This window comes from Bacteriovorax sp. As-1, from assembly GCF_058446905.1.
In genome coordinates, this window is the sequence record NZ_CP184341.1 from 3,179,606 (window position 1) to 3,205,342 (window position 25,737).

19 protein-coding genes are annotated in these 25,737 nt (G+C 42.3%); 10 read left to right on the forward strand and 9 right to left on the reverse strand.

Annotation, left to right across the window (positions count from 1 at the left end):
* Genes ACN20O_RS16185 through ACN20O_RS16195 form a run of 3 tightly spaced genes read left to right on the forward strand, consistent with a single transcriptional unit; the run spans nucleotide 1 to nucleotide 2,884 of the window.
* On the forward strand, nucleotides 1–1,500 hold the full coding sequence (locus ACN20O_RS16185) for an acetyl-CoA carboxylase biotin carboxylase subunit (protein ID WP_491635107.1): 1,500 nt from the start codon (nucleotides 1–3) through the stop codon (nucleotides 1,498–1,500).
* Entirely contained in the window at nucleotides 1,500–1,970 is a 471-nt protein-coding gene (locus ACN20O_RS16190; RefSeq protein WP_491635108.1) for an acyl-CoA carboxylase biotin carboxyl carrier protein subunit, read from the forward strand. Before ACN20O_RS16185 ends, ACN20O_RS16190 begins: the two co-directional genes overlap by 1 nt.
* Complete coding sequence (locus ACN20O_RS16195; RefSeq protein ID WP_491635109.1) at nucleotides 1,964–2,884, forward strand: hydroxymethylglutaryl-CoA lyase; 921 nt, start codon at nucleotides 1,964–1,966, stop codon at nucleotides 2,882–2,884. The genes ACN20O_RS16190 and ACN20O_RS16195 overlap by 7 nt, the downstream gene beginning before the upstream one ends.
* 58 nt (nucleotides 2,885–2,942) lie before the next feature.
* On the opposite strand, the gene ACN20O_RS16200 is transcribed toward ACN20O_RS16195, so the two are convergent.
* Nucleotides 2,943–3,341, reverse strand: coding sequence for a hypothetical protein (locus ACN20O_RS16200; RefSeq protein WP_491635110.1), 399 nt, complete (start codon nucleotides 3,339–3,341; stop codon nucleotides 2,943–2,945).
* 114 nt (nucleotides 3,342–3,455) lie between these two features.
* On the opposite strand from ACN20O_RS16200, the gene ACN20O_RS16205 reads away from it, so the two are divergent.
* From ACN20O_RS16205 to ACN20O_RS16215, 3 genes are read left to right on the forward strand one after another with little or no spacing between them, the layout of a single operon-like run.
* Nucleotides 3,456–4,274, forward strand: coding sequence for an enoyl-CoA hydratase-related protein (locus ACN20O_RS16205; protein ID WP_491635111.1), 819 nt, complete (start codon nucleotides 3,456–3,458; stop codon nucleotides 4,272–4,274).
* A 43-nt stretch (nucleotides 4,275–4,317) separates the two neighbouring features.
* On the forward strand, nucleotides 4,318–4,668 hold the full coding sequence (locus tag ACN20O_RS16210) for a Bor/Iss family lipoprotein (protein ID WP_491635112.1): 351 nt from the start codon (nucleotides 4,318–4,320) through the stop codon (nucleotides 4,666–4,668).
* Nucleotides 4,665–4,994, forward strand: a complete 330-nt coding sequence (locus tag ACN20O_RS16215) for a hypothetical protein (RefSeq protein ID WP_491635113.1) — start codon at nucleotides 4,665–4,667, stop codon at nucleotides 4,992–4,994. The genes ACN20O_RS16210 and ACN20O_RS16215 overlap by 4 nt, the downstream gene beginning before the upstream one ends.
* Nucleotides 4,995–5,214: 220 nt before the next feature.
* Here ACN20O_RS16215 and ACN20O_RS16220 read toward each other — a convergent pair whose 3' ends face one another.
* Complete coding sequence (locus tag ACN20O_RS16220; protein WP_491635114.1) at nucleotides 5,215–7,266, reverse strand: ATP-dependent helicase; 2,052 nt, start codon at nucleotides 7,264–7,266, stop codon at nucleotides 5,215–5,217.
* 82 nt (nucleotides 7,267–7,348) lie between these two features.
* Here ACN20O_RS16220 and ACN20O_RS16225 point away from each other — a divergent pair, with 82 nt between their 5' ends.
* The 3 genes from ACN20O_RS16225 to ACN20O_RS16235 are packed head-to-tail and all read left to right on the forward strand — an operon-like array spanning nucleotide 7,349 to nucleotide 10,976.
* Nucleotides 7,349–8,458, forward strand: a complete 1,110-nt coding sequence (locus tag ACN20O_RS16225) for a fumarate hydratase (RefSeq protein WP_491635115.1) — start codon at nucleotides 7,349–7,351, stop codon at nucleotides 8,456–8,458.
* Between the two features lie 9 nt (nucleotides 8,459–8,467).
* Complete coding sequence (locus ACN20O_RS16230; RefSeq protein WP_491635116.1) at nucleotides 8,468–9,031, forward strand: FumA C-terminus/TtdB family hydratase beta subunit; 564 nt, start codon at nucleotides 8,468–8,470, stop codon at nucleotides 9,029–9,031.
* A gap of 10 nt (nucleotides 9,032–9,041) precedes the next feature.
* Nucleotides 9,042–10,976, forward strand: coding sequence for an acetoacetate--CoA ligase (locus ACN20O_RS16235; RefSeq protein ID WP_491635117.1), 1,935 nt, complete (start codon nucleotides 9,042–9,044; stop codon nucleotides 10,974–10,976).
* Here the strand turns inward: ACN20O_RS16235 and ACN20O_RS16240 are convergent, their stop codons facing one another.
* Nucleotides 10,977–12,149, reverse strand: a complete 1,173-nt coding sequence (locus ACN20O_RS16240; protein WP_491635118.1) for a hypothetical protein — start codon at nucleotides 12,147–12,149, stop codon at nucleotides 10,977–10,979.
* Between the two features lie 99 nt (nucleotides 12,150–12,248).
* A complete protein-coding gene (locus ACN20O_RS16245; RefSeq protein ID WP_491635120.1) occupies nucleotides 12,249–12,710 on the reverse strand; it encodes a DUF4430 domain-containing protein in 462 nt (153 codons plus the stop codon).
* Between the two features lie 82 nt (nucleotides 12,711–12,792).
* Here ACN20O_RS16245 and ACN20O_RS16250 point away from each other — a divergent pair, with 82 nt between their 5' ends.
* Nucleotides 12,793–13,368 carry a hypothetical protein gene (locus ACN20O_RS16250; RefSeq protein ID WP_491635122.1) on the forward strand — a complete coding sequence of 192 codons (576 nt, stop codon included), beginning with the start codon at nucleotides 12,793–12,795 and terminating at the stop codon, nucleotides 13,366–13,368.
* Here ACN20O_RS16250 and ACN20O_RS16255 read toward each other — a convergent pair.
* From ACN20O_RS16255 to ACN20O_RS16275, 5 genes are all read right to left on the reverse strand, one after another.
* Nucleotides 13,358–14,008 (reverse strand): hypothetical protein, encoded by a 651-nt coding sequence (locus tag ACN20O_RS16255; RefSeq protein ID WP_491635124.1) that lies wholly within the window; start codon nucleotides 14,006–14,008, stop codon nucleotides 13,358–13,360. The genes ACN20O_RS16250 and ACN20O_RS16255 overlap by 11 nt on opposite strands.
* 2 nt (nucleotides 14,009–14,010) lie before the next feature.
* Nucleotides 14,011–16,326 carry a hypothetical protein gene (locus ACN20O_RS16260; protein WP_491635126.1) on the reverse strand — a complete coding sequence of 772 codons (2,316 nt, stop codon included), beginning with the start codon at nucleotides 16,324–16,326 and terminating at the stop codon, nucleotides 14,011–14,013.
* Between the two features lie 25 nt (nucleotides 16,327–16,351).
* Nucleotides 16,352–19,513 carry a hypothetical protein gene (locus ACN20O_RS16265; protein ID WP_491635128.1) on the reverse strand — a complete coding sequence of 1,054 codons (3,162 nt, stop codon included), beginning with the start codon at nucleotides 19,511–19,513 and terminating at the stop codon, nucleotides 16,352–16,354.
* 246 nt (nucleotides 19,514–19,759) lie between these two features.
* Complete coding sequence (locus tag ACN20O_RS16270) at nucleotides 19,760–20,578, reverse strand: undecaprenyl-diphosphate phosphatase (RefSeq protein ID WP_491635130.1); 819 nt, start codon at nucleotides 20,576–20,578, stop codon at nucleotides 19,760–19,762.
* 64 nt (nucleotides 20,579–20,642) lie between these two features.
* The gene (locus ACN20O_RS16275) at nucleotides 20,643–25,691 is read right to left on the reverse strand and encodes a hypothetical protein (protein ID WP_491635132.1); all 5,049 of its coding nucleotides are present in this window, start codon (nucleotides 25,689–25,691) and stop codon (nucleotides 20,643–20,645) included.
* Nucleotides 25,692–25,737: the final 46 nt, after the last annotated feature.

The following is a 25,737-nucleotide window of genomic DNA, read 5'->3' on the forward strand; positions in this document are numbered from 1 at the left end:
ATGACGACAAAAAAAATTACGAAGATTTTAATTGCTAACCGAGGGGAAATTGCCCTGCGAGTGATTCAGACGGCACGTGAGATGGGGATTAAAACCGTCACGTTGTACACAGACGAAGAGATGACCCTTCCACATAAAAGTGCTGGAGATGAGTCGTACAATCTGGGAACCGGAGCGCTTAAAGACACTTACTTAAATCAAGATAAGATTATCGAGATTGCTAAAAAATCGGGAGCGGACGCGATTCACCCGGGCTATGGCTTTCTCTCTGAAAAATCTTCATTTGCTAAAAAAGTAAAAGACGCTGGTCTTATTTTTATTGGTCCATCACCTGAATCAATTGATTTAATGGGCGATAAAAAGACTTCAAAAATTAAAATCCAGGAACTAGGTGTTCCTTCAATTCCGGGATACCACGGTGACAACCAGGAAATCAGTTTCCTGGTTAAAGAAGCTAAAAAAATCGGTCTTCCGGTTTTAATTAAAGCTTCTGCCGGTGGTGGTGGGAAAGGGATGAGAATCGTTTATGAAGAAAATGAATTCCAACAGGCCCTTGAAGGAGCAAAAAGAGAAGCGATGAATGCTTTCGGAGACGATACTGTTCTTCTGGAAAAATACATCACTTCACCTCGCCACATTGAAATTCAGGTAATGAGCGACAGACACGGCAATCACTTTCACCTTTATGAAAGAGAGTGCTCAATCCAGCGCCGTTACCAAAAGATTGTAGAAGAGTCGCCAAGCTCTGCCGTTTCACCTGAGCTGCGTGCAAAGATGACGGAAGCTGCGATTAAGATCACTCGTGGGATTAACTACGAAGGTGCAGGGACAATTGAATTGATCCTTGATACCGATGGAAGCTTCTACTTCCTGGAAATGAATACGAGACTTCAGGTTGAGCACCCGGTAACTGAAATGGTGACTGGACTTGATCTTGTTCGCTTGCAGATTATGGTGGCCCAAGGGGATAAGCTTCCTTTCACTCAAAATGATATTAAGCAAAGAGGCCATGCGATTGAAGTAAGGCTTTATGCTGAAGACCCGGATAATGGATTTCTTCCAAGTATCGGAACAATTAAAAAAATTGGAAAGACAACTGTTCGCGACACAAGACTTGATTGCGGGTATGTTGACGGAAACGCTGTGACGATCTCTTTTGACCCAATGCTGGCAAAGCTTATCAGTTGGGGAGAAAATCGCGAAGTCGCTGCTCAAAAGTTGAATCTTGCCTTAAATGATATTTTATTTTTAGGTCTAAGAACCAATCGCGATTACTTAAAGCGCATCCTGACTTTACCTGAGTTTTTAGCTGGGACGACGTATACGCATTTCGTGAAGACTTACGAAGATAAGCTGCAAAAGAAAGTAGCAACTAAAGAGCAAAGAGCGCTGGCCGTGGCCGCTTTCTTGCTAAAAAAAGATCAGGGGAAGAGTGTTTCTTCTCATGAATTTAAGACTAATAGTGTTTGGGAACGCCTGTCAGGCTTTAGGAATATTTAATGAAAAGACAAATCCAATTAAACGAAGAACTTATTGATGTGGATATTATTGAACAAAACCCACGTTTTGTTCTTTTTAACCTTGATGGAACTGAGTATGCAGTCAATCTAGGCAACATCGATGATTACAAATTAAATTTAAATTACAACAATACCAATTCTTCAGTAGTGGCACTTGACACTCACATCGTTGTCGATGGAATTGAGTTTTCAATTGATACACCAAGAAGAGTGCGAGGAAAAGGAAAGAGCGGGGATCACGGTCAGATGGTAAGCCCGATGCCAGGTAAAATCTTAAAGGTTTTAGTGAGCGAAGGAGCTGAATTAGATGCTGGAACTCCAATCCTTGTTATGGAAGCGATGAAGATGGAGCATACGATTAAGGCCAATAAAAAAGGGAAGATTGAGAAGATTTTCTATAAAGAAGGCGATCAGGTGCAAGGCGGAGTGGAGCTGGTTAAGTTATGCTAAGTCACATGCCAAAAAAAGTTCGTATCGTTGAAGTCGGTCCACGTGACGGCCTTCAGAATGAAAAAACGATTGTCTCATTAGAAGACAAGGTGACATTCATCAGAATGCTGGCAGATGCTGGTCTTTCTGAAATCGAAGCGACTAGTTTTGTCCGTGCGGAAAAAATTCCGCAAATGAGTGATGGAGTTGATCTTTACGGGGCGCTGGTAAAAGAAGCGGCCTTAAAAAACGCTAAACTTATTTCTCTGGTTCCCAATGATAAAGGGCTCGATAATGCCCTTCGTGCCGGCGTAAAAGAGATCGCGGTTTTTACGGCGACATCAAACACATTTAACCAAAAAAACATTAACGCTACTGTTGATGAATCTTTAAAGAGAATTGATGCCGTAATGGCAAGGGCCAATAAAGAAGGCCTTAAGACCAGAGGGTATATTTCAACGGTTTTTGGCTGCCCTTATGAAGGGAAAACGAGCCTGGTTGAACTTAAGCGAGTGGCCAATCATTTAGAAAGCCTGGGTGTTCATGAGATCTCTTTGGGGGACACAATTGGTGTGGCCAATCCATTACAAGTCAAAGAAACAATCGAATTTTTAAAGTCTGATTTTAGCCTGGATTTCTTTGCTATGCACTTTCACGATACCCGTGGAATGGCCGTGGCAAATATCTTAGCGTCTCTTGAAATGGGGATGACGAGCTTTGATTCATCAGCAGGTGGATTAGGTGGATGTCCTTACGCTAAGGGGGCCTCTGGAAACGTGGCCACTGAGGATTTAGTCTATTTATTCTCTTCGATGGGAATTGAGACTGGTGTGAACATGGAAAAGCTCGCCCAGGCCTCAAGCTTCATTCTCAACAAACTTTCCAAAGGGTCATCTTCAAAAAGTTTAACGGCCTTTTTGGCCAGTAAAGCTTAGTAAAATAAATAGGCCCCCATCCGGAGGCCTTTTTTTTGTCTTCTATTTCAATAAATGATTACTGAAGGTGTAGTGCCGCGAACTCAAGAACTATAGAAACTGCTTCTTCAACAGAAAGCTCACCATTTTGAGCTAAAATGTTGTTAACTTGGTTGTTAAGTAGAAGGCTCATTTCACCTGTTTGAAGGTAATTTTGAGCGTCGTTTTCTACTGCTTGAGCGATTGCCTTCATTTGAAGAGATACTGAAGTACCAGCTGATGTTCCAAGAGTTGGGTTACCAACTGATGATCCAACAGATGAACCTGCAGACATTACACCTACACCAGCTGAAGAAACTGATGGGTCTGTGTATCCTAATGGTCCAACAGTGTATGGTCCATTTCTTCCCATTCCTGATTCATATGCCATTGCGTTTAGTGAAAGTGCCAGAACGAATACTGCTAAAAGTGATTTCATGTGTCCTCCAAAAAAAGTTCGTGTTGTTTTGTTGAGTAGAAATCATTTATCATAAAAATAGATAGGCATTATCAAACATGAATAATTTACTGTTTTTTTAAACGGAGTCCTCATATGAGCTTTTACCAAAACACCTTCCCTGACCTTGAAGTGGCCGTGAAAAAAAACCACCAACTATGGGTAACTCTTAATAATCCTGACCAAATGAACGCGATTACGACCCCAATGATTGACTCCTTAACAGAGGTTTTAAGGCAGGCGGATTTTGACCCGGAAATCAGGGTTGTAGTTATTACAGGGAAAGGGAAAAACTTCTGCGCAGGCGGAGATATTAAAGCAATGGAAGAAAAGTCCGGGATGTTTGCCGGTGAATCCAACGAGCTTCGATCGCGCTATCAGCACGGGATTCAGCGAATTCCTCAGTGTATTGAAAACCTTTCTGTTCCGGTGATCGCCATGGTTAATGGAGCTGCTGTCGGGGCCGGCTGTGATCTTTCTATGATGTGTGACATGCGCACAGGGAACTCTAAATCGAAATTTGCCGAGACTTTTACCCGCATGGGACTTGTTCCAGGTGATGGTGGAACGTTTTTTCTTCAAAGAGTAATCGGATATTCCAAAGCAATGCAGATGTTTTTAACGGCAAAAAGCTATGAAGGAAAAGAAGCGCTAGACTTTGGACTCCTGAGCTTTTTATTCGAAGATTCAAACCTCGAAAGCGAAACTGAAAAATTGGCCGACACCGTAGCTTCTCTTGCACCAGTGGCGCAGAAGTTGACTAAAAAAGCGATGAAGGTTTCTTACTTGCACGACCTGCAAACCTCTCTTGATATGCTGGCAAGCTATCAGGGAATTTCTCAAAGAACATCGGATCACTTTGAGGCGCTTAAGTCTTTTAAAGAAAAACGCTCTCCACGTTTTTCTGGCAAATAAAAAATTTGACATAGAAAGACGGAACAATACACAATTAAAGAAGATGAAAAATCTAACGTTGTCGTTCCTCATGTTGTTTTTGGCAAATGCCTGTTCAACGATGGAGTTTAACACCAGCGGGCGAGAGGACTTTAGTGTCGGAGCTCGTTCGGGAAGTGAGAGACTAATCGAGGTCGAAAAAACGAAGGATTTTTATTTCTGGGGAATGACTCCGACTTATGCGGAATTTAATCTTCAGGATGAGACACAAGGTGAAGGGGTCAATAATCCGTCTTATGTCTCAGTTGAACAAAGATATACATTTAAAGATATATTTTTTACTTTTGTCACTTTGGGGCTTTATTGCCCGGCCACCTATAAGGTTACGCTTCTTTCAAAAGGAGAAGCAAAATGAAGAAGGTGATACTGGTAATGTCATTGGCCGTGCTTTCGGGATGTGGTTCTTTGAGAATCAATCCAAAAAGTTGCAAGACCAATGGGCTCTGGGGAACTAATCCGCTTTCGACCCGTGAGATTACTCGCGAGGAGATTGAAGAGGAGAAGGTCATCGACATTAAATCGCGTGAGCAGTTTTATGTGTTTTATGACCGGGATTTGCGCTTGCGTGATCTTTTAGAAGAGCATGGAATCAAGTGTGAAGAGGTAAAAAAGATTCGTGTGGAACTGACTACTAAGTGGTTTTTTGTGCGCGAAGTGGCCTTAAAAGTCGTCAAAAATTAATTTGTGATTGGTGCCAGGGATTGGCAACATTCATTATCATATGAAGGGCCAAGGATGGCCCCTTTTTATTTTGAGAGCGCTGAAACGGGCATCTTCGTCGTTGCCGGCACTTGTTCGGTCGTGCGACGTACGGACGTACGTCTCCTCCCTCACGCGTTTGGCGCCTAGAATCTACCCATTTCATCACTCTCAAAATGGTCATTCAAAACAAATTATAATTTTAGTCTTCGTCGAGAGAGCCAAGCAGGTTTGAGAAGAAACTCTTCTTGTAGTCTGTGGCCTCTTCTTCAGTCAGGTGGCCGAAAGTGGTGCGGTCTTGTTCGATAAATAAATTATCAGCGGCAAGCGTATTGAGAAAGCGCGAGACGAAACGTGGAGTTTCTTTTCCGAAAAGTTTTCTCTGCTTACAGTATGTCATCACTAACTTTTCCTGAGCGCGCGTGATCCCTACGTAACAAAGCCTGCGTTCTTCGGAAATGTCTTCACCTTGAGAAATGGTTTTTTTGTGAGGGAGTGTTTCTTCCTCGATACCCATTAAATAAACGTTTCTAAACTCCAGCCCTTTTGAAGAGTGAAGGGTCATGAGAGTGACTTCATTTTTTCTGACGTCGCCGTCGTGCTCTTCATCCATTTCTTCTTTGTCTTGAGAGTCCTGCAGCAGGAGACGCTCACAAAAGTTTTTTAGATCGGCGTTTTCTTTATAATAGTTGGTGAAACGCTCAGCAGATTCAATAAAATGCATAACATCGTTTCTTCTGCGTTCAACTTGTTTGGCATTGTCGTATTGTTTATCGATGAAATTTAAATAATCAATTTCTTCAATCAGGGTGCTGATCCCTTGGCTAAGAGTGTGCATTTCAAAAACTTTTTTAAACTTTCTGATGATCTCTACAAACTTGATGATTCCGGCCGAACGTTGAGGGTCAATCGCTGGGTATTTTTCAAGGGCATCAAAAAGAGGGATGTTATCCTCTTGGGATTTGGCCAGGTACTTCTCCAGCGTGGCGTTTCCGATCCCACGATGAGGAATATTGAGAATTCTTCTAATGGCCATCTGATCACTTGGGTTCATGATGACAAAGAGATAACTCATCAGGTCCTTTACTTCTTTTTTATCGTAGAATTTTTGTCCTCCGATAATTGTGTAGGGAACCTGGCTCATGCGCAGCTGATCTTCAATCGGCGGGGCCTGAGTGTTACTGCGGTATAAAATGGCAATATCGCCTAAGTGGCCACCGTTACCCTGGTGTCGGACGATGTCTTCAACCACAACTTCTGCTTCGTGATCAGTGTCGGCCATGGCCCAGAGAATAGGTGTGTGAGCACTTTTTTTCTGACTCCATAGGGTTTTATCACGGCGTTTTTTATTTTCTTTAATAACGTTGTTGGCGAGGTCGAGAATTGAGCTGACGGAGCGGTAATTCTCTTCGAGCTTAACAACTTTGGCCTCGGGGAATGTTTTTTCAAACTCTAAAATGTTTGTGATGTCCGCGCCTCTGAATCCATAAATAGACTGATCGTCATCACCTACAACACACAAGTTGTTATGAGTGACCGTTAGGTGGCGGATTAATTCAAACTGAAGAGCGTTGGTATCCTGGTACTCATCGACCATGATGTAGTGGTATTTTTCAGAATACGCACGGGCGATGTCCGGGTTTTCTCTAAAGAGTCTTAGAGTTAAAAAGAGGATGTCGTCGAAGTCGATGGCGTTATAAAATTTTAACTTTTCCTGGTAGTAACGGTAAGCGTATTCCGTCGCGTGAGAGTACGGGTCTTCAGGGTTAAAATGAGGAGAGTCCGCAAAATCATTCTCTGAAATACCAGCGTTTTTCAGGTAACTAATTTTACTTTGAACATCTTTTTGATCAAATTTCTTCTCTGCGTGATAAAGCTTTAAGGCCTCTCTCACAATCGCTAACTGATCAGATTGATCGTAGATCGAAAAGTTTAAGTGGTAGCCGAGTTTATCAATTTCTTTCTTAAGAATTCTCACTCCCAGTGAGTGGAAAGTAAGTAAGGCAATTTTGCGGGATTTTTTCGCACCTAAGAGGGTGACAACGCGTTCGCGCATCTCTTTAGCGGCCTTATTAGTAAAACTTACCCCAAGAATTGAGTCACCTTTGATCCCCAGGTTATCCACCATATGGGCTACTCGATAGGTAATGGTACGGGTTTTCCCTGAGCCAGCACCCGCCAGTATAAGGACTGGCCCCTCGACCGTTTCGGCCGCTTCTCGCTGTTTGTCATTTAGACCACTAAGGGAAATCATAGGGAAAAAGAGTACTAAATCCAAAGGAGTCTTGCTATAATTTTTGTACTTTAATTTCTTAAAAACTAGCGGAGATTCGTATATGGCGATGAAGAAAAAATCTATAAAAACGGCCGCCAAAAAAGTGGCAAAAAAGAAGACTGTAGCTAAGGCGGCGAAGTCAGTGAAATCAACTAAGAAACCAGCTGCAAAAAAAGCAGCTAAAAAAATTGTAGCAAAAAAAACGGGTCCAAAAAAATCAACGAAAGCTGTTGCGAAAAAAGCTCCGGCTAAAAAAGCAGCTCCCAAAGCAGCGAAAGCAACTGGCGGAAGTGATAAGGAATTAGAAGCATCTCTTTTAGAACTTATCCGTGTAACAAGTGCTGAACTTCCTGATGATGTTCAAAAAGTAATTCTTGAAGCTTTAGAGCGCGAAGAAAAAAACACGACAGCTGAATACGCAATGAATATCATCAAAGCGAACATTGATTTAGCGAAGAAAAAATCACAACCACTTTGTCAGGATACGGGAACAGTTCTCTTTTACGTGGCTCACCCGGTGGGATTCAATCAATCAAAATTCACGAAGCTTATTGAAAAAGCTGTCATCGATGCTACTAAAAAAGGCTACCTTCGCCAGAACTCAGTAGACTCTCTAACTGGAGAGAACTCAGGTCTGAACATCGGACCTGGTCACCCTTCAATTCACTACCATGAACACGCAAAAAACACTGTTGAAGTAAAACTTATGCTTAAGGGTGGTGGATGTGAAAACGTTGGTGCTCAATATTCACTTCCTCACACAGCTCTTGGAGCGGGAAGAGATTTAGATGGTGTACGCAAAGTTATCCTGGATGCTGTTCATAAAGCTCAAGGAAAAGGATGCGGCCCGGGAGTTCTTGGAGTTTGTATCGGTGGAGACCGCGGAGCGGGCTACATTGAATCAAAAGAGCAACTACTAAGAAAACTTGATGATAAAAATTCAAACGCTTCTCTTGCCGAATTAGAAACAGAAATCGTTGAAACATCTAACAAACTTGGAATCGGACCTATGGGATTTGGTGGAAAGACGACGCTTCTTGGGTGCAAGATCAGCGCGCTTAACCGTCTGCCAGCGTCTTTTTTCGTATCTATATCATACATGTGCTGGGCATTCAGAAGACAAGGAATTGAACTTTCATCAAACAACACAATCAAGAAGTGGCTTTACTAGAGGTAAAATATGAAAAGATTAGAATACCCATTTTCACACGAAGCGGTCAGAGAACTAAAAGTTGGTGACATGGTTTTAATCACCGGAAAACTTTTTACCGGAAGAGATGCCGTTCACAAAAGATTACACGAAGGTGTTAAACCACCAGTAGACCTAAATAACCAAATCATCTACCACTGCGGTCCAGTTATCCTTGAAAAAGATGGGAAATACAAAGTGACAGCAGCAGGACCCACGACTTCAATCCGTGAGGAGCCTTACCAGGCTGAAGTGATGAAAGACTACGGGATCGTAGGAGTTATCGGTAAAGGTGGAATGGGACCAAAAACACTTGCCGGCTGTAAAGAGTATGGTTGTGTTTATTTTCACGCAGTAGGTGGAGCTGCGCAAGTATTAGCTGAAAAAATCGACTCTGTTGATAACGTTTACTGGAAAGACCTTGGGTCTCCAGAAGCGATCTGGGAATTATCAGTCACTGAATTCCCGGTTGTCGTCACAATGGATGCGCACGGAAACTCTCTGCACGCAGAAGTTGAAGCAAAGTCAAACGATGCATTAAAGAAGGTTCTGTAAGGATTTTTGTATGAACGAAATGCTTTGGTCGCCGTCAGAAAAAAGAATTGAATCGTCTCAGTTGAGCGCTTTTATGAAAGCGCTCAATACTGAGTTTAATCTCAATTTAAAAAGCTATGCGGACCTCCATGCATTTTCGGTTGGTAAAAAAGACCTGTTTTGGAAATTTCTTATTTCTTATTTTGGTGTAGCTTATGAAGGAAGCCTCGATCCAGCTCTGTTGGAAGAGGGTTTTGAAAACTACACTTGGTTCTCGAATGTAAAAATTAACTCGGCCGAAAACTTGCTTAAAAATGGGGCGGCCGAAGCCATTGCTATAAACTTTCAGCACGAATCAAAACGCATCAGAAGAATCACTTACAAAGAACTGCGCACGGAAGTTAAAGCACTTCAGACATACCTGAAATCTGTAATGAAAAAAGGGGACGTGCTCGCAGCTTATATGCCTAACATTCCTGAAACGGCGATCTCGATGTTGGCCGCTTCTTCAATGGGGGGTGTGTTTACATCGACTAGTTGTGATTTTGGGATTGAAGGTGTGCTTGATCGCTTCGGGCAATCAGAACCTAAAGTCCTGGTGGCCGCCGTTGGGTATGAGTACGGCGAGAAGTACTTTGACCTTCAAGAGAAGCTTGTTGAAATTGAAAAGCGCATTCCTAGTTTAGAGAAAATTATCCTGGTGGATTTTTTAGGCAAGGGATACGAGCTTACGAAATTTTCGAAGGCCATCGATTACAAAGAAATCATCACGAAAAATACGAGCGATGATAAAATTGATTTCGTAAGAGTTCCTTTTGCCCATCCTCAATACATCATGTACTCGTCGGGAACGACAGGGAAACCAAAGTGTATCGTTCACTCTCAAGGGGGGACACTCCTTCAGCTAGTTAAAGAAATGGGTCTTCACTGTGATATGACAGCGGAAAAAAAGATTCTTTATTTTACGACTTGCGGTTGGATGATGTGGAACTGGCTGATGGGCGGATTGTATTCTGGAGGAACAGTCGTTCTTTATGAAGGCTCTCCGGCAACTCCATCACCAGAGTATTTCTTCAATGTGATTGAAAGAGAGGGAATTAATATCTTTGGGACGTCCCCAAAGTTTTTAAAAGCCTTGGAAGACACGCATGCGAAGTTTAAAGATTACCCGACACTGGAAACAATTCTTTCAACGGGGTCTCCGCTTTTACCGGAGCAGTACGACTTCGTTTATAACAAAATCAAAAAAGATGTTTTATTAGGAAGTATTTCCGGTGGAACAGATATCATTTCATGTTTTATGCTCGCTTGCCCGATTCTTCCGGTTTACCGCGGAGAAATCCAGTGTCGAGGACTGGGAATGGATGTTAAGGCCCTTGATGAGAGCGGTAAAAGTGTCGTTGGAGTTGAAGGAGAATTGGTTTGTGCTCAAACATTTCCAAGCAGACCGATCTATTTTTTAAATGATTCAAACAAAGAGAAAATCAAGGCCGCTTACTTTGACCAAATCCCGGGAGTATGGACTCACGGAGACTTTATAAAAGTCACAGAACATGGCGGAGTGATTGTTTACGGGCGCTCAGATGCGACGTTAAACCCTGGAGGAGTCAGAATTGGAACGGCGGAAATTTACCGTCAGACTGAAGGTCTTGCTTTTATCCTGGACTCCCTTTGTGTTGGTCGCCCGGTAGAAGGGGATGTTGAGGTCGTGCTTTTTGTGAAGCTAAAACCCAATGAAGAGTTAACTTTAGAGCGCAAAAAACAGATTAAAGATTTAATCAAAAAAAATACGACACCAAGACACGTTCCGCGCGAGATTTATGTGGTCAAAGACATCCCATACACTCGTTCTGGAAAAAAGGTGGAATTGGCGGTAGCAAGAGTACTGGCAAAAAAGCCGGTGACAAATCTTGAAGCGCTGACAAACCCGGAATCGCTGGAAGAGTATTACCAGTACCAGGCTTAATTATTTACCGAAAATTTTAGTTTTCATCTCTTCGTACTCTTGTGGAGTAGGCTCTTCTTTGTATTTCTTTCTGAATGAATCAAGAGCGCGCTCAAACTGCTCCTGCTTCATCACGTCTTCCGATTTTATGGTCGTGTCGTTTGCTTCCATAATGGAGTCAGAAAGTTCTTTAAACTCTTCCAGGAATCTTTTCTTTTCTTCTTCCTGGTTTTCATCCAGCTTGCCGCTCATTTGGTGATTGAACTTATCGTAGTAGAAATAGAAACCGACAGCGAAGGCGATTGGTTTATACACTTTTCTAAAACGCTCGTAGTGATCAATCATGTTCTGCTTTTTTAAGTGAGCAATAAGTTCTTGCTCGTGAGCATCAAGTCCATCAACGATGATTTTTTCTAAAAGCTCTTCAGGGATTTTCACACGCTCAAACCATGGAAGATCGTATGGGATCACAAGGTATTTCCATATCTTGTACTGGAAGAAGCGCTTTACGATATATTTTCCGCGCTCAAGAGACGAGTAGGACTGTTTTTCAGGAATGCGCTCAACCATTCCTTTAAGTCCCATCAGGAGGATGTCTTCTTGAACCATTCGCATAAGTCTTTCGTTCATTCGTTTTGTTTTATTTTTTGTAAAGTAATCCAAAAGAGTGGCCGGAGGCCCTTTGAGAATCAGCATTAGCTCTGATGAAAAATCTTCCAGGTCATCGCGAGTTAGTTTTGAAGAAAGATCAAAGCTTCTCATTCGTGTTTGAAGCTTGCGCAGTTTTAGAGCATTGAGTTTTTGAACTTCGGCCGAAAGATTTTTTTCAGCGTTCATTGCTGTTGGAATCAAGCGTCCATTGATCACTTCAATAAGGGCCATTTTTTGTTCAATGCTTACCGGGTTAACGTTCGAAAGATCGCTCTTGGCATCTTTGTAAATCGCCATCGAGCGGAAGTATTCGATGTCGTTGAATGATTCGAATTCTTTAGTGCTGATGATCTTATTCCAGATTGATGTTCTGAATTTATAAACTTTTTCCAGTGCTAAATCGGCCGATGCTTTTTTCTTTATTTTTTCTGCTTCAACACTTGGGCTGATAATAGCGCGAACCATGCTATCGCAGTCGCTGGCGATATCGCGCTGAACTTGCGAAGGAGTATAGCTTTGTTGGCCTGACCAAAGGGCAACCATGCTTGCGACAATCAGGATGAATAGGTAGGGAGAATAAGTTTTAATGAGCGTCCTCCGAGATCATTTACTTATCGGATCAGGACGCTCGGTTATTGAGGACTATTTACAAAATTGTGGTGACTTAATTTTATACGAAGGTACGCAGTAATCAGTCCAAACCCCTTGATCGTACGTCGAATAGGCGTAGAACCAGCTTAATACGTCATTTTGTTTACTAAAGTGAACTTCACTGGCCAAGACGTCTGGAATCGCGCCATTGATGGAAAAACACCATCCGTAAGCGCGCATTTTAGAGTCTGAAATAACTTCCATAGCATCTAACCCGACAGGGGAATTGATGATAGAATTCATTCCGTGCTCAGTCCCTGCATAGGGGATTTTGTTAAAGTCAAAGATGTCCATTGAGATTTTTCCAACACTGTCATCGAGATCTGTCTTAAAAGAACCAGAATGAACTGCCTTCTCAGAACATGGACCAATCACATTAAAATACACAGCGTGCGCACTAGAGGAGAATGACGAAGCAAGAGCGATAACTAGAAGAGAATACAGTAATTTCATAAATTTTATCTTTCCTTTTTAGTAGCTCAATGGATAATTGAAAGTAAGTAGTACTGATTCACATGAAAATCAAGGAGGAACTATGGGAATTTGTAAAAATGTAAAAAAACTGGCCCTGATATTGGGTGTTGTTTTTATAAGCGCGCAGACGGCTTCTGCTGCTCTTTTACTCGAGCCACATATTGGCTACAACCTTTCAGGTTCTGGTGATGCTGGAGGCCTTGAATACGACTATAACGGGCCTCAATTAGGGGCAAGAGTGGGCTGGCAGAATCTAGGCCTAATGCTGGGGCTAGATTACACGCGTTCATCTTTTGAACTGGAATCAAAAAGCAGTTCAGGAACTTCTAAAACAGATATGAAGAGAAATGAAATCGGTGTATTTGCCGGTTATAATTTCCCGATTCTTCTTCGTGCATGGGGTGCCTATTATTTCACTAACACGATGAAGGCCGACAACTCTACTAGCACAAAATACAAAGGGAACACAAAAGAATTGGGTGTTGGTTTCACTGGCCTTCCCTTTCTTTCAATCAACCTGATGTATAGAATGGTTAACCATGATGAATTCGAAAGCACTGCAGGAAATGGTTCATTAAATCCAGACCTGGACTTTAAAGAAATCGTGCTTGGTGTGAGTTTGCCTTTTACCTTGTAATAATACCGCTTTCATTGACGGAAGGGAAGGCCATCCTTCCTTTTCGTCTTCCAAGCTGCTCATGAATGGTCCTGTCCCATGTCTCAACAATGGTTCCAGTCTCCGAATCAACAAGTGCTTTAAAGCTGTTTTTATCGCCGTTCTTTTTCAAGTAGGTCACGATGACTTGCTCTAAGAAACGTCCTTTGCCATCCACGATTTTGATAACCGGGACTTCTTCTTTGACCATGAGTTTGGTGTCTTCAGGCTGAAAACGCATCAGGTCTTCACCCATGATCTCTTTCCAGTCAGGATTGACGGCATTGAGCATTTTTAGCTCTGTGGCCTCGTCTTCATACTTCTGGTCTATATCACCCATGAGAATGCGGTTTTGTCTAACCATGAACCCTTTAAAAGGATTCACTGAGGCGACAGTACGGTTTGCTCTTTCTTTTTTATTCTCTTCAGGATTAATAATTTTCGCTGCCTGAAATTCATCGGAAGTGGTGTTGTGAGAAGCAACCTCAGAATCAGATTTTTTGACAAAAGTTTTCCACTCACGACTCTTATGCGCGAGAGCTTGAGACTCCCTTCTTTTGATATAAAAAGTTATACCAAAGGCCAGGGTTACAGAAAGGACAAACAGGAACGTTTTCTTCATAATTAATCTGTAATCGGAATCTGCAGGTGGATAATCTTAAATGGTCTTGGACCATTATATTCAGCATCTAAATAGTCATTGTTGTTTCTTGTGCTGTCGTGGAAGCAGTCTTCACAGTTTGTAAAGCGCACTCTTAGACGGCAGTCGATCACAGTTCCCGGTGGAATGTGTTTTGAAACTTCAAATAAAAGCACGTTCCCCCAGTCTAGGCCGTAGGCCTTTCCTGTTTTTGGGTTGGCCATGGTCTGACCCCATGTCGATTTAGGATTGATCTTTGAGAAATAGGCCTTATCGGCTCCTTTAATGGCGCGGATAAAACAGTCTTTGTCGTTAGACTTATCCAGACATGAATTGGTATCAATAGACATTTTTTCTTTGAACTCGTGTTGCGAGATCCATTTTGTAGCTGAGGATTCATTTAATTGCACAAAACACACGGGAGCAAACTCTGTTGTTGAGGTCCCGATTGTCTGGCAATTTGTATCTGTCGAAGCCCCTTCAGAAGACAGAGGCCATCCATCATTTGAAAGGTTTGAATCAAATAAACATGGTTTTTTCGTAGAAGTGTCAGCATGGTCCCAGTCATTGGCCAGGACTTCAATACCACCCATGACTGAGTTTGAATTGTTGTATAAGTTAAGTGCGATGGCGACAACTTCGCCTGGACTCACTTTACTGTTTCCGTTGTTGAAACCAAAATCACTTGGTGTCTGAGCAGACATTGTTCCAATAAGTCCTGAAGACTGAAGTTGGGTAATCCCCGCCGCAATTTGAGTACGGCTGTCGATAACGTAAGCAGAGCTTGCTCCCGTTGTAGGGTCGAGGATTAGACTATTTTTAGAAATCAGCACCGATTTTTTTCTGTTGGTTGCTGTGACCTGAGTGTTGACTTTAATTGAGCTCGTCAGGTTTCTGTGCTGGTTATAAGTTTTAAAGAGCAGAAGCCCGTAGCTATCAAGAAGTCCTTCGATATTATCGCGAGTGTAGTATGTACCGTTACAACGATTCAGTCCTGAATTCCCGATAGTGTTTAATAAATTTTTAGCAATTGTCTGAGCAAACGAACGGTAGTTAATCGGGTTGTTAGTTGTAAACCACTGAAGTGAATTTGTAGCGTCCATATTCACTTTCCCGGCAGTTCCGTTGACTGTTCCTTTTGAAGACAAGTCTCCAAGTTCGGCCATCGTCTCATTTAAGATCGTCATCACGAACTCGCGGGCATTTTTTGAAGTCATGCTACACTTTGATTGTAGATCTACTGAAAGAGCTGTCAGGTAGTGAGAGATAATCATTCCTGACATGTGGATATCTTCTACCGGAATTTCTGGATCGTTTGGATCGTAATTTAAGTATTGCGGGTAATTTAATCTCTGGTCTTCATCAGTTGATAAACTTGGAACGTGAAGAGAGTCCTCTTCAGAAAGTGGGCGAGACCCACCAAGTTTACCTGCGGCCCATTCACCCCAGTGTGTGCGACCGTTGACATAATAACTGAAGAAATCCGAAAGACCTTCACCAATAGAGCCCGCTTCCGTGTAAAGGTAATTACCCAGTTGGGCCTTTGTGACTGAAGCTGTGTTTCTAAAATTTAATTGTAATTTTTGGAAGAAGTGTCCGGCCTCGTGGTAGACGATAGTGCTATCGTGTGCCCAGCGAAGTTCTTTTTTGCTTCCAGTGTACCCAAAGCACAGTGACTCTGTGGCCTGGTCATAAGTTGCGTTGTTTTCAATATCACAACCAGAAAAGGCCATAAGTGTTTGGTTGTTTAAATTAAAAGTTCCATCAGAGTTATAAAGATCTAATGGAACAGCAGTATCGTAAATAGGGAAGGAAAACGAGTCGTAGGCATTTCCATATGAAAGCCCAAGGTTTGCAAAAAACTGATCAAAAATTTTATTTAAATGGTAGTAGGTGTTGACCTGTAAAAACTCTTCAGTCGGTGCACTGTATCCCCATTTCCCATCAGTCGTTTGTAGAGCAGAAACAGACTCTTTGTATTGTCTGACTTCAAAACAATAAGTAAGACCTGAACAGTTAGGATTTCCTTGAAGAAAAGAGTTTGTCGTGATGTTGGCAACACTCGTTAGTTTATTGAGGTCATAACTTAAGCTAAGGCCTGGATCATTTGAAAGAATAATAGGGTTGTCGGCAAGGATTTTTCCTTGGTAGAGCCCAACGTTTGAATTAGTCGCATTCGCACTCAGGCGGCTGCGAGGGTTAGAACTCACAGACGGAATGCATGACGACACTGCCACTGACACTAAAAGAAGTGCAGTGAGTGTTTTGCAATGTTTTAAGCCCCAGTTTCTTTTCCCCATCTAAACCTGTCTTGTCGCTAACGTACTACTTTGTATTCCCCAGAATCGCTTTGTCGAATGATTGTAATAACTGGCTTCCCCAGTCTTTAGGCATTGACGTATTGCTTGCCTGAGCATCACATGAACCGTCGATTTGTTCCCCGAGACGGTTGAAGGCAACTTCTCTTTGAGCCTCTACTGTCGTTCCCGCAAGGGCGGCTGTTTTTAAATCATCAAGAACTTTTGCAACAGGGTTGCTTCCTTTAGTGTCAGCTGCTGCAATTTCTTTCTTTTTATCGTCAATTTTTTTTGTTAATTCTTTTTTAGCATCTTCTGTCGTGGCGGCCTTGAGTTCATTTTCAAGAGCGGTCAAATCAGTTTTTTGCTTATCTGTATTTGCAGAAGTCCCAGTATTCAACTGAAATAGCTTTGAACATACATTATCGGCACCGCCCCCAAGATCAGCGATGTTTTGTAAAACACCTTCATCTTCAAGGTCGCCGTATCCATCAAGTCCGTCAAAGTCGCGAGACTCAAGTGCCTTTACAAGTTTTTCTTTTTTATCACCGTCAAACTTCGATCTTTCTTTCTCAGGAAGTTTTCCTAAGATGCGCTCAACAAGGTCTTTATTTGTTGCTGGCTTTGCATCTGATCCACAAAGAGAGGCTAGAGAGATGCCTCCACCTTTTTTCCCGCTCTTTTTTCCGTCTTCTTCTTTTTTACCAAATTTTGCTAACTCTTTATTTTCAGCGATAGCACAACGGTCTTCATTTTTTTCACGGTAGCTGGCCTTACGGCAAAGTTCATACTCGCTGCTGGCCGAAGAGCTTTCGTTGTTGTACATGTTACATAGAGTGCGGAACTGAGCTGTTACGTTTTCAGCGTTGCTGCTTAGTCGAGCGCTGATTTTGTCTGCTTCCTCAGCAAGGTCTTTAGCGTCTTCACAAGCACCAAACGGATTGTCTTGGAGCTGAGAGTATTTTCGACAGAAGTTTCCAACTTTCTGATCAAGTTCTGCCTGCTTTTTTGCACCTTCAGCATTTGATTTTGCAAGTTCTGAAGAAGACCTGTCGATCATACTTTTACATTCACCAGCAAGTTGCTCCCAACGACCTCTTTCTTTAGACATTGCGGCTTCTTGTTTGGCAATATAGTCATCGATTTCTTTATTAACTGTGTCTTTTTGTTTTTCAAAAACTTGTTTTAAAAGAGTGATCTTTTTTGGAAGCTCGTCCATAAAAGAAAGGTTACCGTCGTTAGCTAGCTCAACACCAAAAGCATCTTTCTTAAGTTCTGGCATTGAAACGAACATTCCTTCAGGGATTTCAAAGTTTGTACCTGGGAAACGGGCCTGAACAACTTTAATCATGTCCATAACCGCGTTCTTTTGTGCATTGTAAAGTTGGTTCGCTCTTGCCACCATGCTTTCAGTGTTAGCGTTGAATGTTTTTGCCAACGCTTCCATTTTAGCTTTTCTTGTTTCTACATGTTTTGTCGCTTCAGCGTAGCAACCAGACACTTCGTTGGCACAAAGGTTGGCGTTTGACATACAGAAGTTTGCTGACGTGTGATCGAAAGCATCTTTATTCCCGCATCCTGATCCGGCCTTTTTCGATTCACCGTTACAGTTAAGGGCCTGGTCAAGGACACGGCTTGCCAGTTGAGAAGAGTAGTTGTTATGTAGAGATTGAAGCTCTCTTAAAAGTGCCTGTCCTCTTTCAACTTTTTTCTTTTGAGACACGGCAACTGAGCCATCAGAGCTCGATTTATCACTGTTGTAGTGCTGGTTACATTTTTCCAGCGTTCTCATGTAAAGATCATACGGAGTTTCTGTCACTTTTTGTCCATCTGAGCTTTGGTAAGTGATGCTCATGTCCTGGTAAGTTCCTTCCAGGGCCTTGATGTCAGCAAGTTTTTGCTCCATTGATGAGTCACTTTCCATGATGATCTTTAAAGCATCTTTATACTTCGATAAAGCAGTACCGGCATTTCCAGTACTTCTTTGTTGAAGAGCTTTTAGGATTTGGTCAGTAGAGATGGCGATCCCACTCTTGTCTGCACCAGTCACACACTCATTGATGTATTGTTTTTTAAAGTAAGTTTGCGAGTCTTTTAAAAACTCATCAAAATCCACAGAGAAGTTCTTATCCATTTCTGGAAGAGTATAGCCAATCTTCTTTAACTCACTGGCAATTCTTTCTTTAGCGATACTAAATTCTTTAGACTGCTTTTGAGTCGCAACTACCAGAGACTGGTATTTAGATGTTTCTGCGATTTTTCCATCGAAGTAATCTTGTAGACCACCATTTTGAATGGCCGCCTGGATTTTTGCAACATCGTTTCTGATTTCAGATTCGATTAGAGCACGGTTGTTGTTGTAGTCAGAAGCTCTCTTGCTTGCTGGAGAAAGTGACTGCATGATTCCCAGAAGACCCATGCTTGGTCCATCTCTTAATCCATCTTCACCAATAACTGACTGACAGCTTGCTGAGAAGTATTTTGCAAAGTCTTGAGTCTTAAGCTTCAGGTTATTTTTTCCTGTTCCACTTGCACCCATAAGTTCGTCGTTATAAGTGGCAAGGTCTTCAAGAAGTTTTTTGTTATTGTTACGGAAAGTTTCTTTATCTTTATTTAATTGATCCTGAAGGCGAGTCAGGTTGTTCACCATCTCAGTCAACTGAGAATCAAGGGCCTTTTGTTTGTCACCAAGACATTTAAGACCAAATGGAACTTTTGCGTTTGAAGCTTCGTTTGACATCTGGTCAAAGTAGTTCATCCAGCTTTTTGCAATTGATTCATATGTAATCATTTGCGCGATTTGATTTGGATCCGGGCTCGCTGCCGAACAAACGTTTTGCGGCATGCTTGTCATTGAAGCGGGAAGTGGACACTCTGGAAAAAATTTACTTCCAGTCGTATAACATGAAGTCCCGTCTGCTTTGCGACAGTTTGGACTCAGTGTCTGCATGAGTTGTTGGTTTTTCTGCGCCTGAATTTGCAGCATGATTGATTGCTGTTTTTGTCCTAGGAAAGAACCGTAGATACCAACGGCAGTCTTAGCGACATTTAAAATTTCCTGTCCTGTTTTTTCAGTGCTAGTCATGTTGCTAGCAGCATAAGCAGGCATGAAAACAAACGAAGTCTGCAGCAATGAAATAATCATTGCATGAACCGCGAATGTTTTTGTGAGTCGTTTTAAATTTTTCATAGCAATCATTCCTAAGGCTTAAAGATCATTCTTTAGTCTATTCGGATGGTTTTCCAAAAAACTTGGTATCTTGGCCTTATTTTAATGCTTGATTAGTTTAATCATGCGCTTTTTACCGCATCTGATGGTAAACATTCGATAAATTTAGAGGAGAGGATAATGGTTTCGAAGTGTTAGGGAGAGTGCACTCAATAAGATTGAATGGGCATATTCTCCCTCTGTCTGACCAGAAAATGAGGCGGTTTTTTACTTGATAAAAAGGTAATAGACCAGCCCGAAGACAATGCGGTAGATACCGAAGGGCGTGATACTTAAGCGCTTTAAAACGACTAAAAAACCTTTTATTCCGACTATTGCAATCAGGAATGAGACAGTGAATCCCACCAAGAGTGACATCATGTCGGCCATAGTAAAGAGCGAGTAGACCTTGATGAACTCATAAATAGTCGCGGCCGAAATAACTGGCACCGAAATAAGGAATGAGAAATCGGCCGAAGTTTTAACATCGACTTTTCTTAACATCCCCGTGAGCATTGTGGCCCCTGAACGCGAGACTCCCGGGATCAGAGCAAAACACTGACCGAGGCCAATAATGAAGGCATCGAGATAGGTGATCTCATCAAGACTAGAAATCTTAGGTTTTGGTTTAAACTTTTCAACGACGATCATCAGGATACCGACGAAAATTAGAGAGAAAACCACCACGTTGGTGTTGAAGAGGTATGTCTTAATGAGTTTTCTTGTGACAAAACCAATTCCTAGGACCGGGACAATCGCTAAAGCGACGTGAACCAGGTTAAGTCTTTTGGCCCTCTTAATTCCTTCCAGATCGGTTAGCTCTTTAATTTTTGTTAGATTGAAGAATTCGGCGAATCTCTCTCTATAGAGATAAACAACAGCGAGGATGGCCCCTAACTGAATAATGATATTAAATGAATCACTTTTGGCGTGATCTAAGTGCAGCAGTTCGCTAACGATGATCAAGTGTCCAGTAGAGGATACGGGGATAAATTCTGTTAGACCTTCAACCAGGCCCAGGATTGCGGCAATAATCAATGCTTCCATGTGACTCTCTTTCCGAAAAATTTTTGTCCTGATTTATTATGAGAGCATCGAAAGCTTTTGACAATTAATTACCACAAGTAAAAATTGTCAGGTCGTCAGAATCTGATTCTGTGGCCGAGTTGTCCAGAGTCTCTGGAATACAATAAACGTGGTTGTTAAGCTTTAGGCCTTTATTGTAGATATCCAGGAGCTTATTAATGTTATCGGCCGTATTTCCTTCAAGGAAACGGAAGTATTTGTTTGGTAGGCTTTCTTGACCAGGAGTTTTTAATCTTGAAATCAAGATACCGTAGGCCAGTTTACCTGAAGCACACATCTGTCTTTCGCACGCTAGGTTAGCAGCGTACGCCGGGTCTTTAATGTATCCGTTTGAGTCAAACAGAGTGGTGTTTAGTTTTTTAGCTTCACTTGAAACATAGCGGTTTGTATAAACGCTGACGTCAACATAGTCATCAAGCTGACATTTTAATGTCTTTGAGTTGATCATCCCTGTACAGCATAAAGCAGGGTCAGCACCAGTGGTCATTTGTGTTCCTGCCGGCAGACATCCGCGGACCTCATCAGACTTGAAAATTTGTTTCATGCTCTGGAAGTTCGTATTATCTACAGCAGAGTAGCTATACATAGTTGGAGCAGTGTTGCTGTCAACGTATTCTTTAATCGCTCCACTCTTATAAAGAGTGCTTGGAGGAAGGTATGTCCCTCCAGTGCTTGAAGCATTGTTTGGATAAGTGTTAGATCTTCCCGATGGGTGAGACTTACAAGACATTCCGCGCTCTTCAGTCGCATTACTGTAATACTCTTCTGATGGGAATGAAATCTGTGGAATCCCCATTAACTCCAGTCTTCCAAGGTAACTTAAAATTTCTTTTGCTTTAGGTGTACTCGGTTGTGTCTGCGCCATTGGACAAGCTGGATCATCTGCTTCGTATTGTGAACAAGTGTATCCACCTGTACCACCATACCAGTTGAAACATTTAAACATAGATGGAGCAAAGGCCTGGAAGCGAGAGCTTTCCCATTTTGTTCCACTTGTAGCAAAGCTTCTTACCCAATCACCTGAACAGCTGGTTTTTTCAGCAAGGGAAGTGAACGTTCTAAATTGATTTGCCAGAGAAGCCGTTGATTTACAAAGAAGAGGATCGGCCGGCGAACCACACTGATCTTTTGAGGCCACAGATAGTGCAGGGAAGTTTCCTGCATCTGTGTTTGATTCTTTGTACATGGTCGCAGCACGAGAGTAACGGTACTTATAACCAATCGATGTATCAAGGCCCGGAACCTGATTGTAGTTAATCAAGTTTACATTGTCTCCAGATGGAAGTGAAATTGTTTTACCAACTTCGCGGCAGCAACGGTTGTTTTTTGGATCATAAAGAGAGCTGGTTTTTGCCTGGGCCTGAGAACATACCAGTTCTTCCTGCCAGAAAAGAACTTCATATTTATTCAGGATATTAGTTACGACTGAATCAGCTGCGCTTAATGATTTGATTTTATCACTCACAACTTTAGAAGGACCACAATCCATGTCTGTAAAACATGACGAACCTGGAGCGCGAAGACATCTGTTTTCCTGGAACGATGTTGTCGTCAGGATTGCACTTGTCGATTTATACAGGCCAAAAGAGATCCCTTTGCTTGAGAAGATGGAATCAAAAATTCCTAAAACGTTAGTCGACATCGCTTGAGAGCCGGCATCGTATTTTAAGTTAGGGTATACAGCTGCGCTGCTAAAAGAAGCTGCGGCCTGAGTGGTCGTGTTGTGATAGAAATTTTTTGTCGAGTCCATAATCGAACACGCATTCAAATAGTTTGGAGCTGCGGTTGGCGTGCTCTTTCTGTAGCTCATTCCGATTCCTAGAACTTTATCACCTGTAAACTCTGTTCCGGTTGGGGCCACACGGTTTTGTTCAAGGAAACTTGTCTGGTCGACGTCACGGCCAGGAATACACATTGCCATGGCCTTATTCACGTTAAGGTTTTTTAGTGTCTCAGCCCTCACTGTTTCAACACCATTAAATGAGTATGGACGTCCAGGGATAAGGGCAGCCAGACCGAAACTATCTACAGTTGAGTCTGTTCTTACTTTTCCGTAACGAGCGATACGGTTGTTGAATTTCGCAGCAGGAGTTCCATTTACTGAAATTGACTGACAGTAAGTATTTGATGAACATGAGTGCATCTGCTGGCTTGTCGACTGATTGAAAGTCGAGTTCACATTTACGTTATTGTAGTTTTGCGTACAAAGAGCACCACGCCCACGGTATACACAACGTTTTCCTGTTGTCGAAATACCAAGAATGCTAGTCAAGCGGTTATTGTCGAAATTCGTTTCAGGAATTTCTTTGGCATTGTCATCAAATTTTGGCCAGCTTGTCGTGATCTCATTAACGGAAGCACATGAGTACTCCCATCCAAGAGTCGTCGCACAGTCATTATCTGTCGAACACTGATGGAACTGCTGACACTGGGCCCCGTCAGAATTGTAATCTGTAGTGACCATGTTTGAACCAAGAGGGTTGAGTGTCCCATCATTGATTGTCACTTCATAAGTTGCTTCAAGAGTCAGGTCTCCAAAAAGACCGTTAACGGCAACGAACATTTTATTGCTTTCTGCTTTGATACGACGGTTTGTTCCGATAGAGAACCATTTCACACCATCAAAAGATCCGATGACCGAACCATAGTCAAATCCATACCAGTCATACTGGTAACCGTTAGCGAACATAAAATGCTGGGCGCGCATACGGTTCATACGTTGAACCTGTGCAGATGACTCAGTTCCATGCGTCCATGGGATCATTGTCGCAGGAACAAGACAAGCACGTCCAAATTTCATTTCATCAGAGCGGATTCCGTTGCTCATTGAACGGTTTGTCTGTCCAAGCAGAGGAACGGCCCCTCCACCAAATTGAGTAAGAGGGAAGAGTTTATTTAATTGAGAGTAGTAGTCGTTTCCACACTGAACACAGTTTGAAAAAGACCCGCGGTCAACATAGATATCGTATGTCGTTCCTTTTTTCACCGAAACTTCATAGGCCGGTTTTGCTGAACCGTTAGTGTATGAAAGGCTTCCGTAAATTTCGTTGAAACCTGTGTAATTGTCACTTGTGTCTGCCGCATTCGTAATGTCAGGCATGTTGCTTGGGTTAAGCAGGTTATCATTTCTGTATTTGAACTCAGTTCCTTCCTGCTTTAAAGTGCTGGCGTTAACAGTTGTTTGAGCTGCTCCGTTTGAATCGTAGAAGCGCACGGGAACTGTTTTTGAGCTCAGGTAAATTTTTTGAGACATCGGTGGATCAACTGGATCAGGGTCTGGATAAACGCAGGCGTAATCAGTGATTGCCCCGGCCGTGTTTTTTACTGGAGTCAGGCTACAGTTTGTCCCAGAACATGAACAGATGGTTTTAATTTCATTCAGCGCCGCTAGTTTTGATTCCATGATGTTGTTGACTGTCAGGTCTACAAAGTAGGAAATGCGGACCTTTTGGTCTTTAAAAACTTTAAGCGAATTGACTGGAAGGAATTGAATAGTACTTGGAGCACCAATGTTTAATTGCCAGTCCAGGTCTTGTTTTTGAGTGATCCCATCGACTTCAACTGTGATCGCTTTAGCAGTGTTAGCGTAATAAGGAAGCTTAAAAACATTTGAGTCAGGGTAGTGGTCTGTTACACGTCCGCGGCGGTGAGCTGCGATTGTGTCTCCAGCATCGTCCTGTCCTTGGATATAGTACTTCTCACACTTCGCCAAAGAAGCGTTGACTTGTGTACAGCTTGCATCGATTTTATATTTGATAACCAGGTCATTTGAAACAGCAGCTGAAGGTTTTACTTTGACTTTAATTGCCGCCCCTGTTGCCAGGTCGTCGTTGTGAGATCCTTCAATTCTAACTGCCGTATCTTCATAAATATTTGGCAGAAGTTGAGTGTCTGTTTTTGTCGTGTAATCGTAGATTACAACTTCACCGTAGCTGATTTCTTCTATTGAAACGAGAGTTTGTTTATCAACATTGATGTGAGTGAATGTGTCGGCAAAACTTCTGTCGTCTTTGCCGGCACTGTAGAATTCACCGATCGTCGCATTGGTGTAAGTCTTAGTACAAAGACCGTATTCACCTTCAATCTTCGTTGTACAGTTGTAAAGGTTTGCCATCTTCTTCAGACGAACATTGGCCTCATTAACCGGATCAGTAGGAGTTGTCGGAGTCGTTGGAGTTGTCACCGGCTGTGAACAGATGAAATAGTACTGAGGGTACAGGTAAACGTTCGAAGGATTGTTTAAAATATCCTGTAGTGCCTGAAGATATTCATTTGAAGAAGTGTCCACACCCGGCTTTTGAGCAAGGTCTTTCACACACTGGCCGGAGCTGCAACAGTCATATCCCTGGGCCGTACATTGTGAAGAATCCGTACAAGTCTGACCTGAAGAAGAGTTGCCGCTTATACTGTTTGAAACAGTGAAGAGTAAATGTTTTGTCGCAATCTGAGTAAGGGCCGTACCTGTTGTGCTGTATAACTCAAGTGACTGGCCGGCATAAGATGAACTTGAACAAGTTCCAGTTGGACAAATTTCCGACAATTGATATTTTGGAGTTAAAGTAGGGTATAAGCTGTAAAGCTTGTTGATAACACCTGTCTTCTGACAAAAGCTCTGGTTTGATGTCACATCAGACGGAGAGATGTTGTAGTAGTACTCAAGTGTCTGCGAAGTGAAGTTGTATACCGAGCGAGGGATGGCCGCCATCATGATAACTTTGTTGACTGCCGCTTGTGTGTAACGTGAAGTTAAACAAACGATATTCGAAGTCCCTGTGCTTCTGATGTAACTGTCGACATCTTTTCCGCGCAGCTGTATATAGTCAGAAAAATTTAAGCTAAGTGGAACGTTTGAGAGATAAACACTTGCACCGTTTTGGATGAAGTTGTTTCCTGCTGTGAATTCTGGAAGTTTTGTTGTTCCGCTTGAATCAGTTGTGCTGGCGCTCTTAAGAGAATTGCGTTTTGCCTTTGGCGACTGGATACACCCTTGTAAAAAAAGAGTGAGAACCATCACAGCAATAGTGATATCTCCAAACTTTTTAAAATGTGTTTTTAAATAATCCATCAAATCCACAGGCCTTTTTATAACAAAGTTCTTAAATCTATTCGGTTTTCCCTTA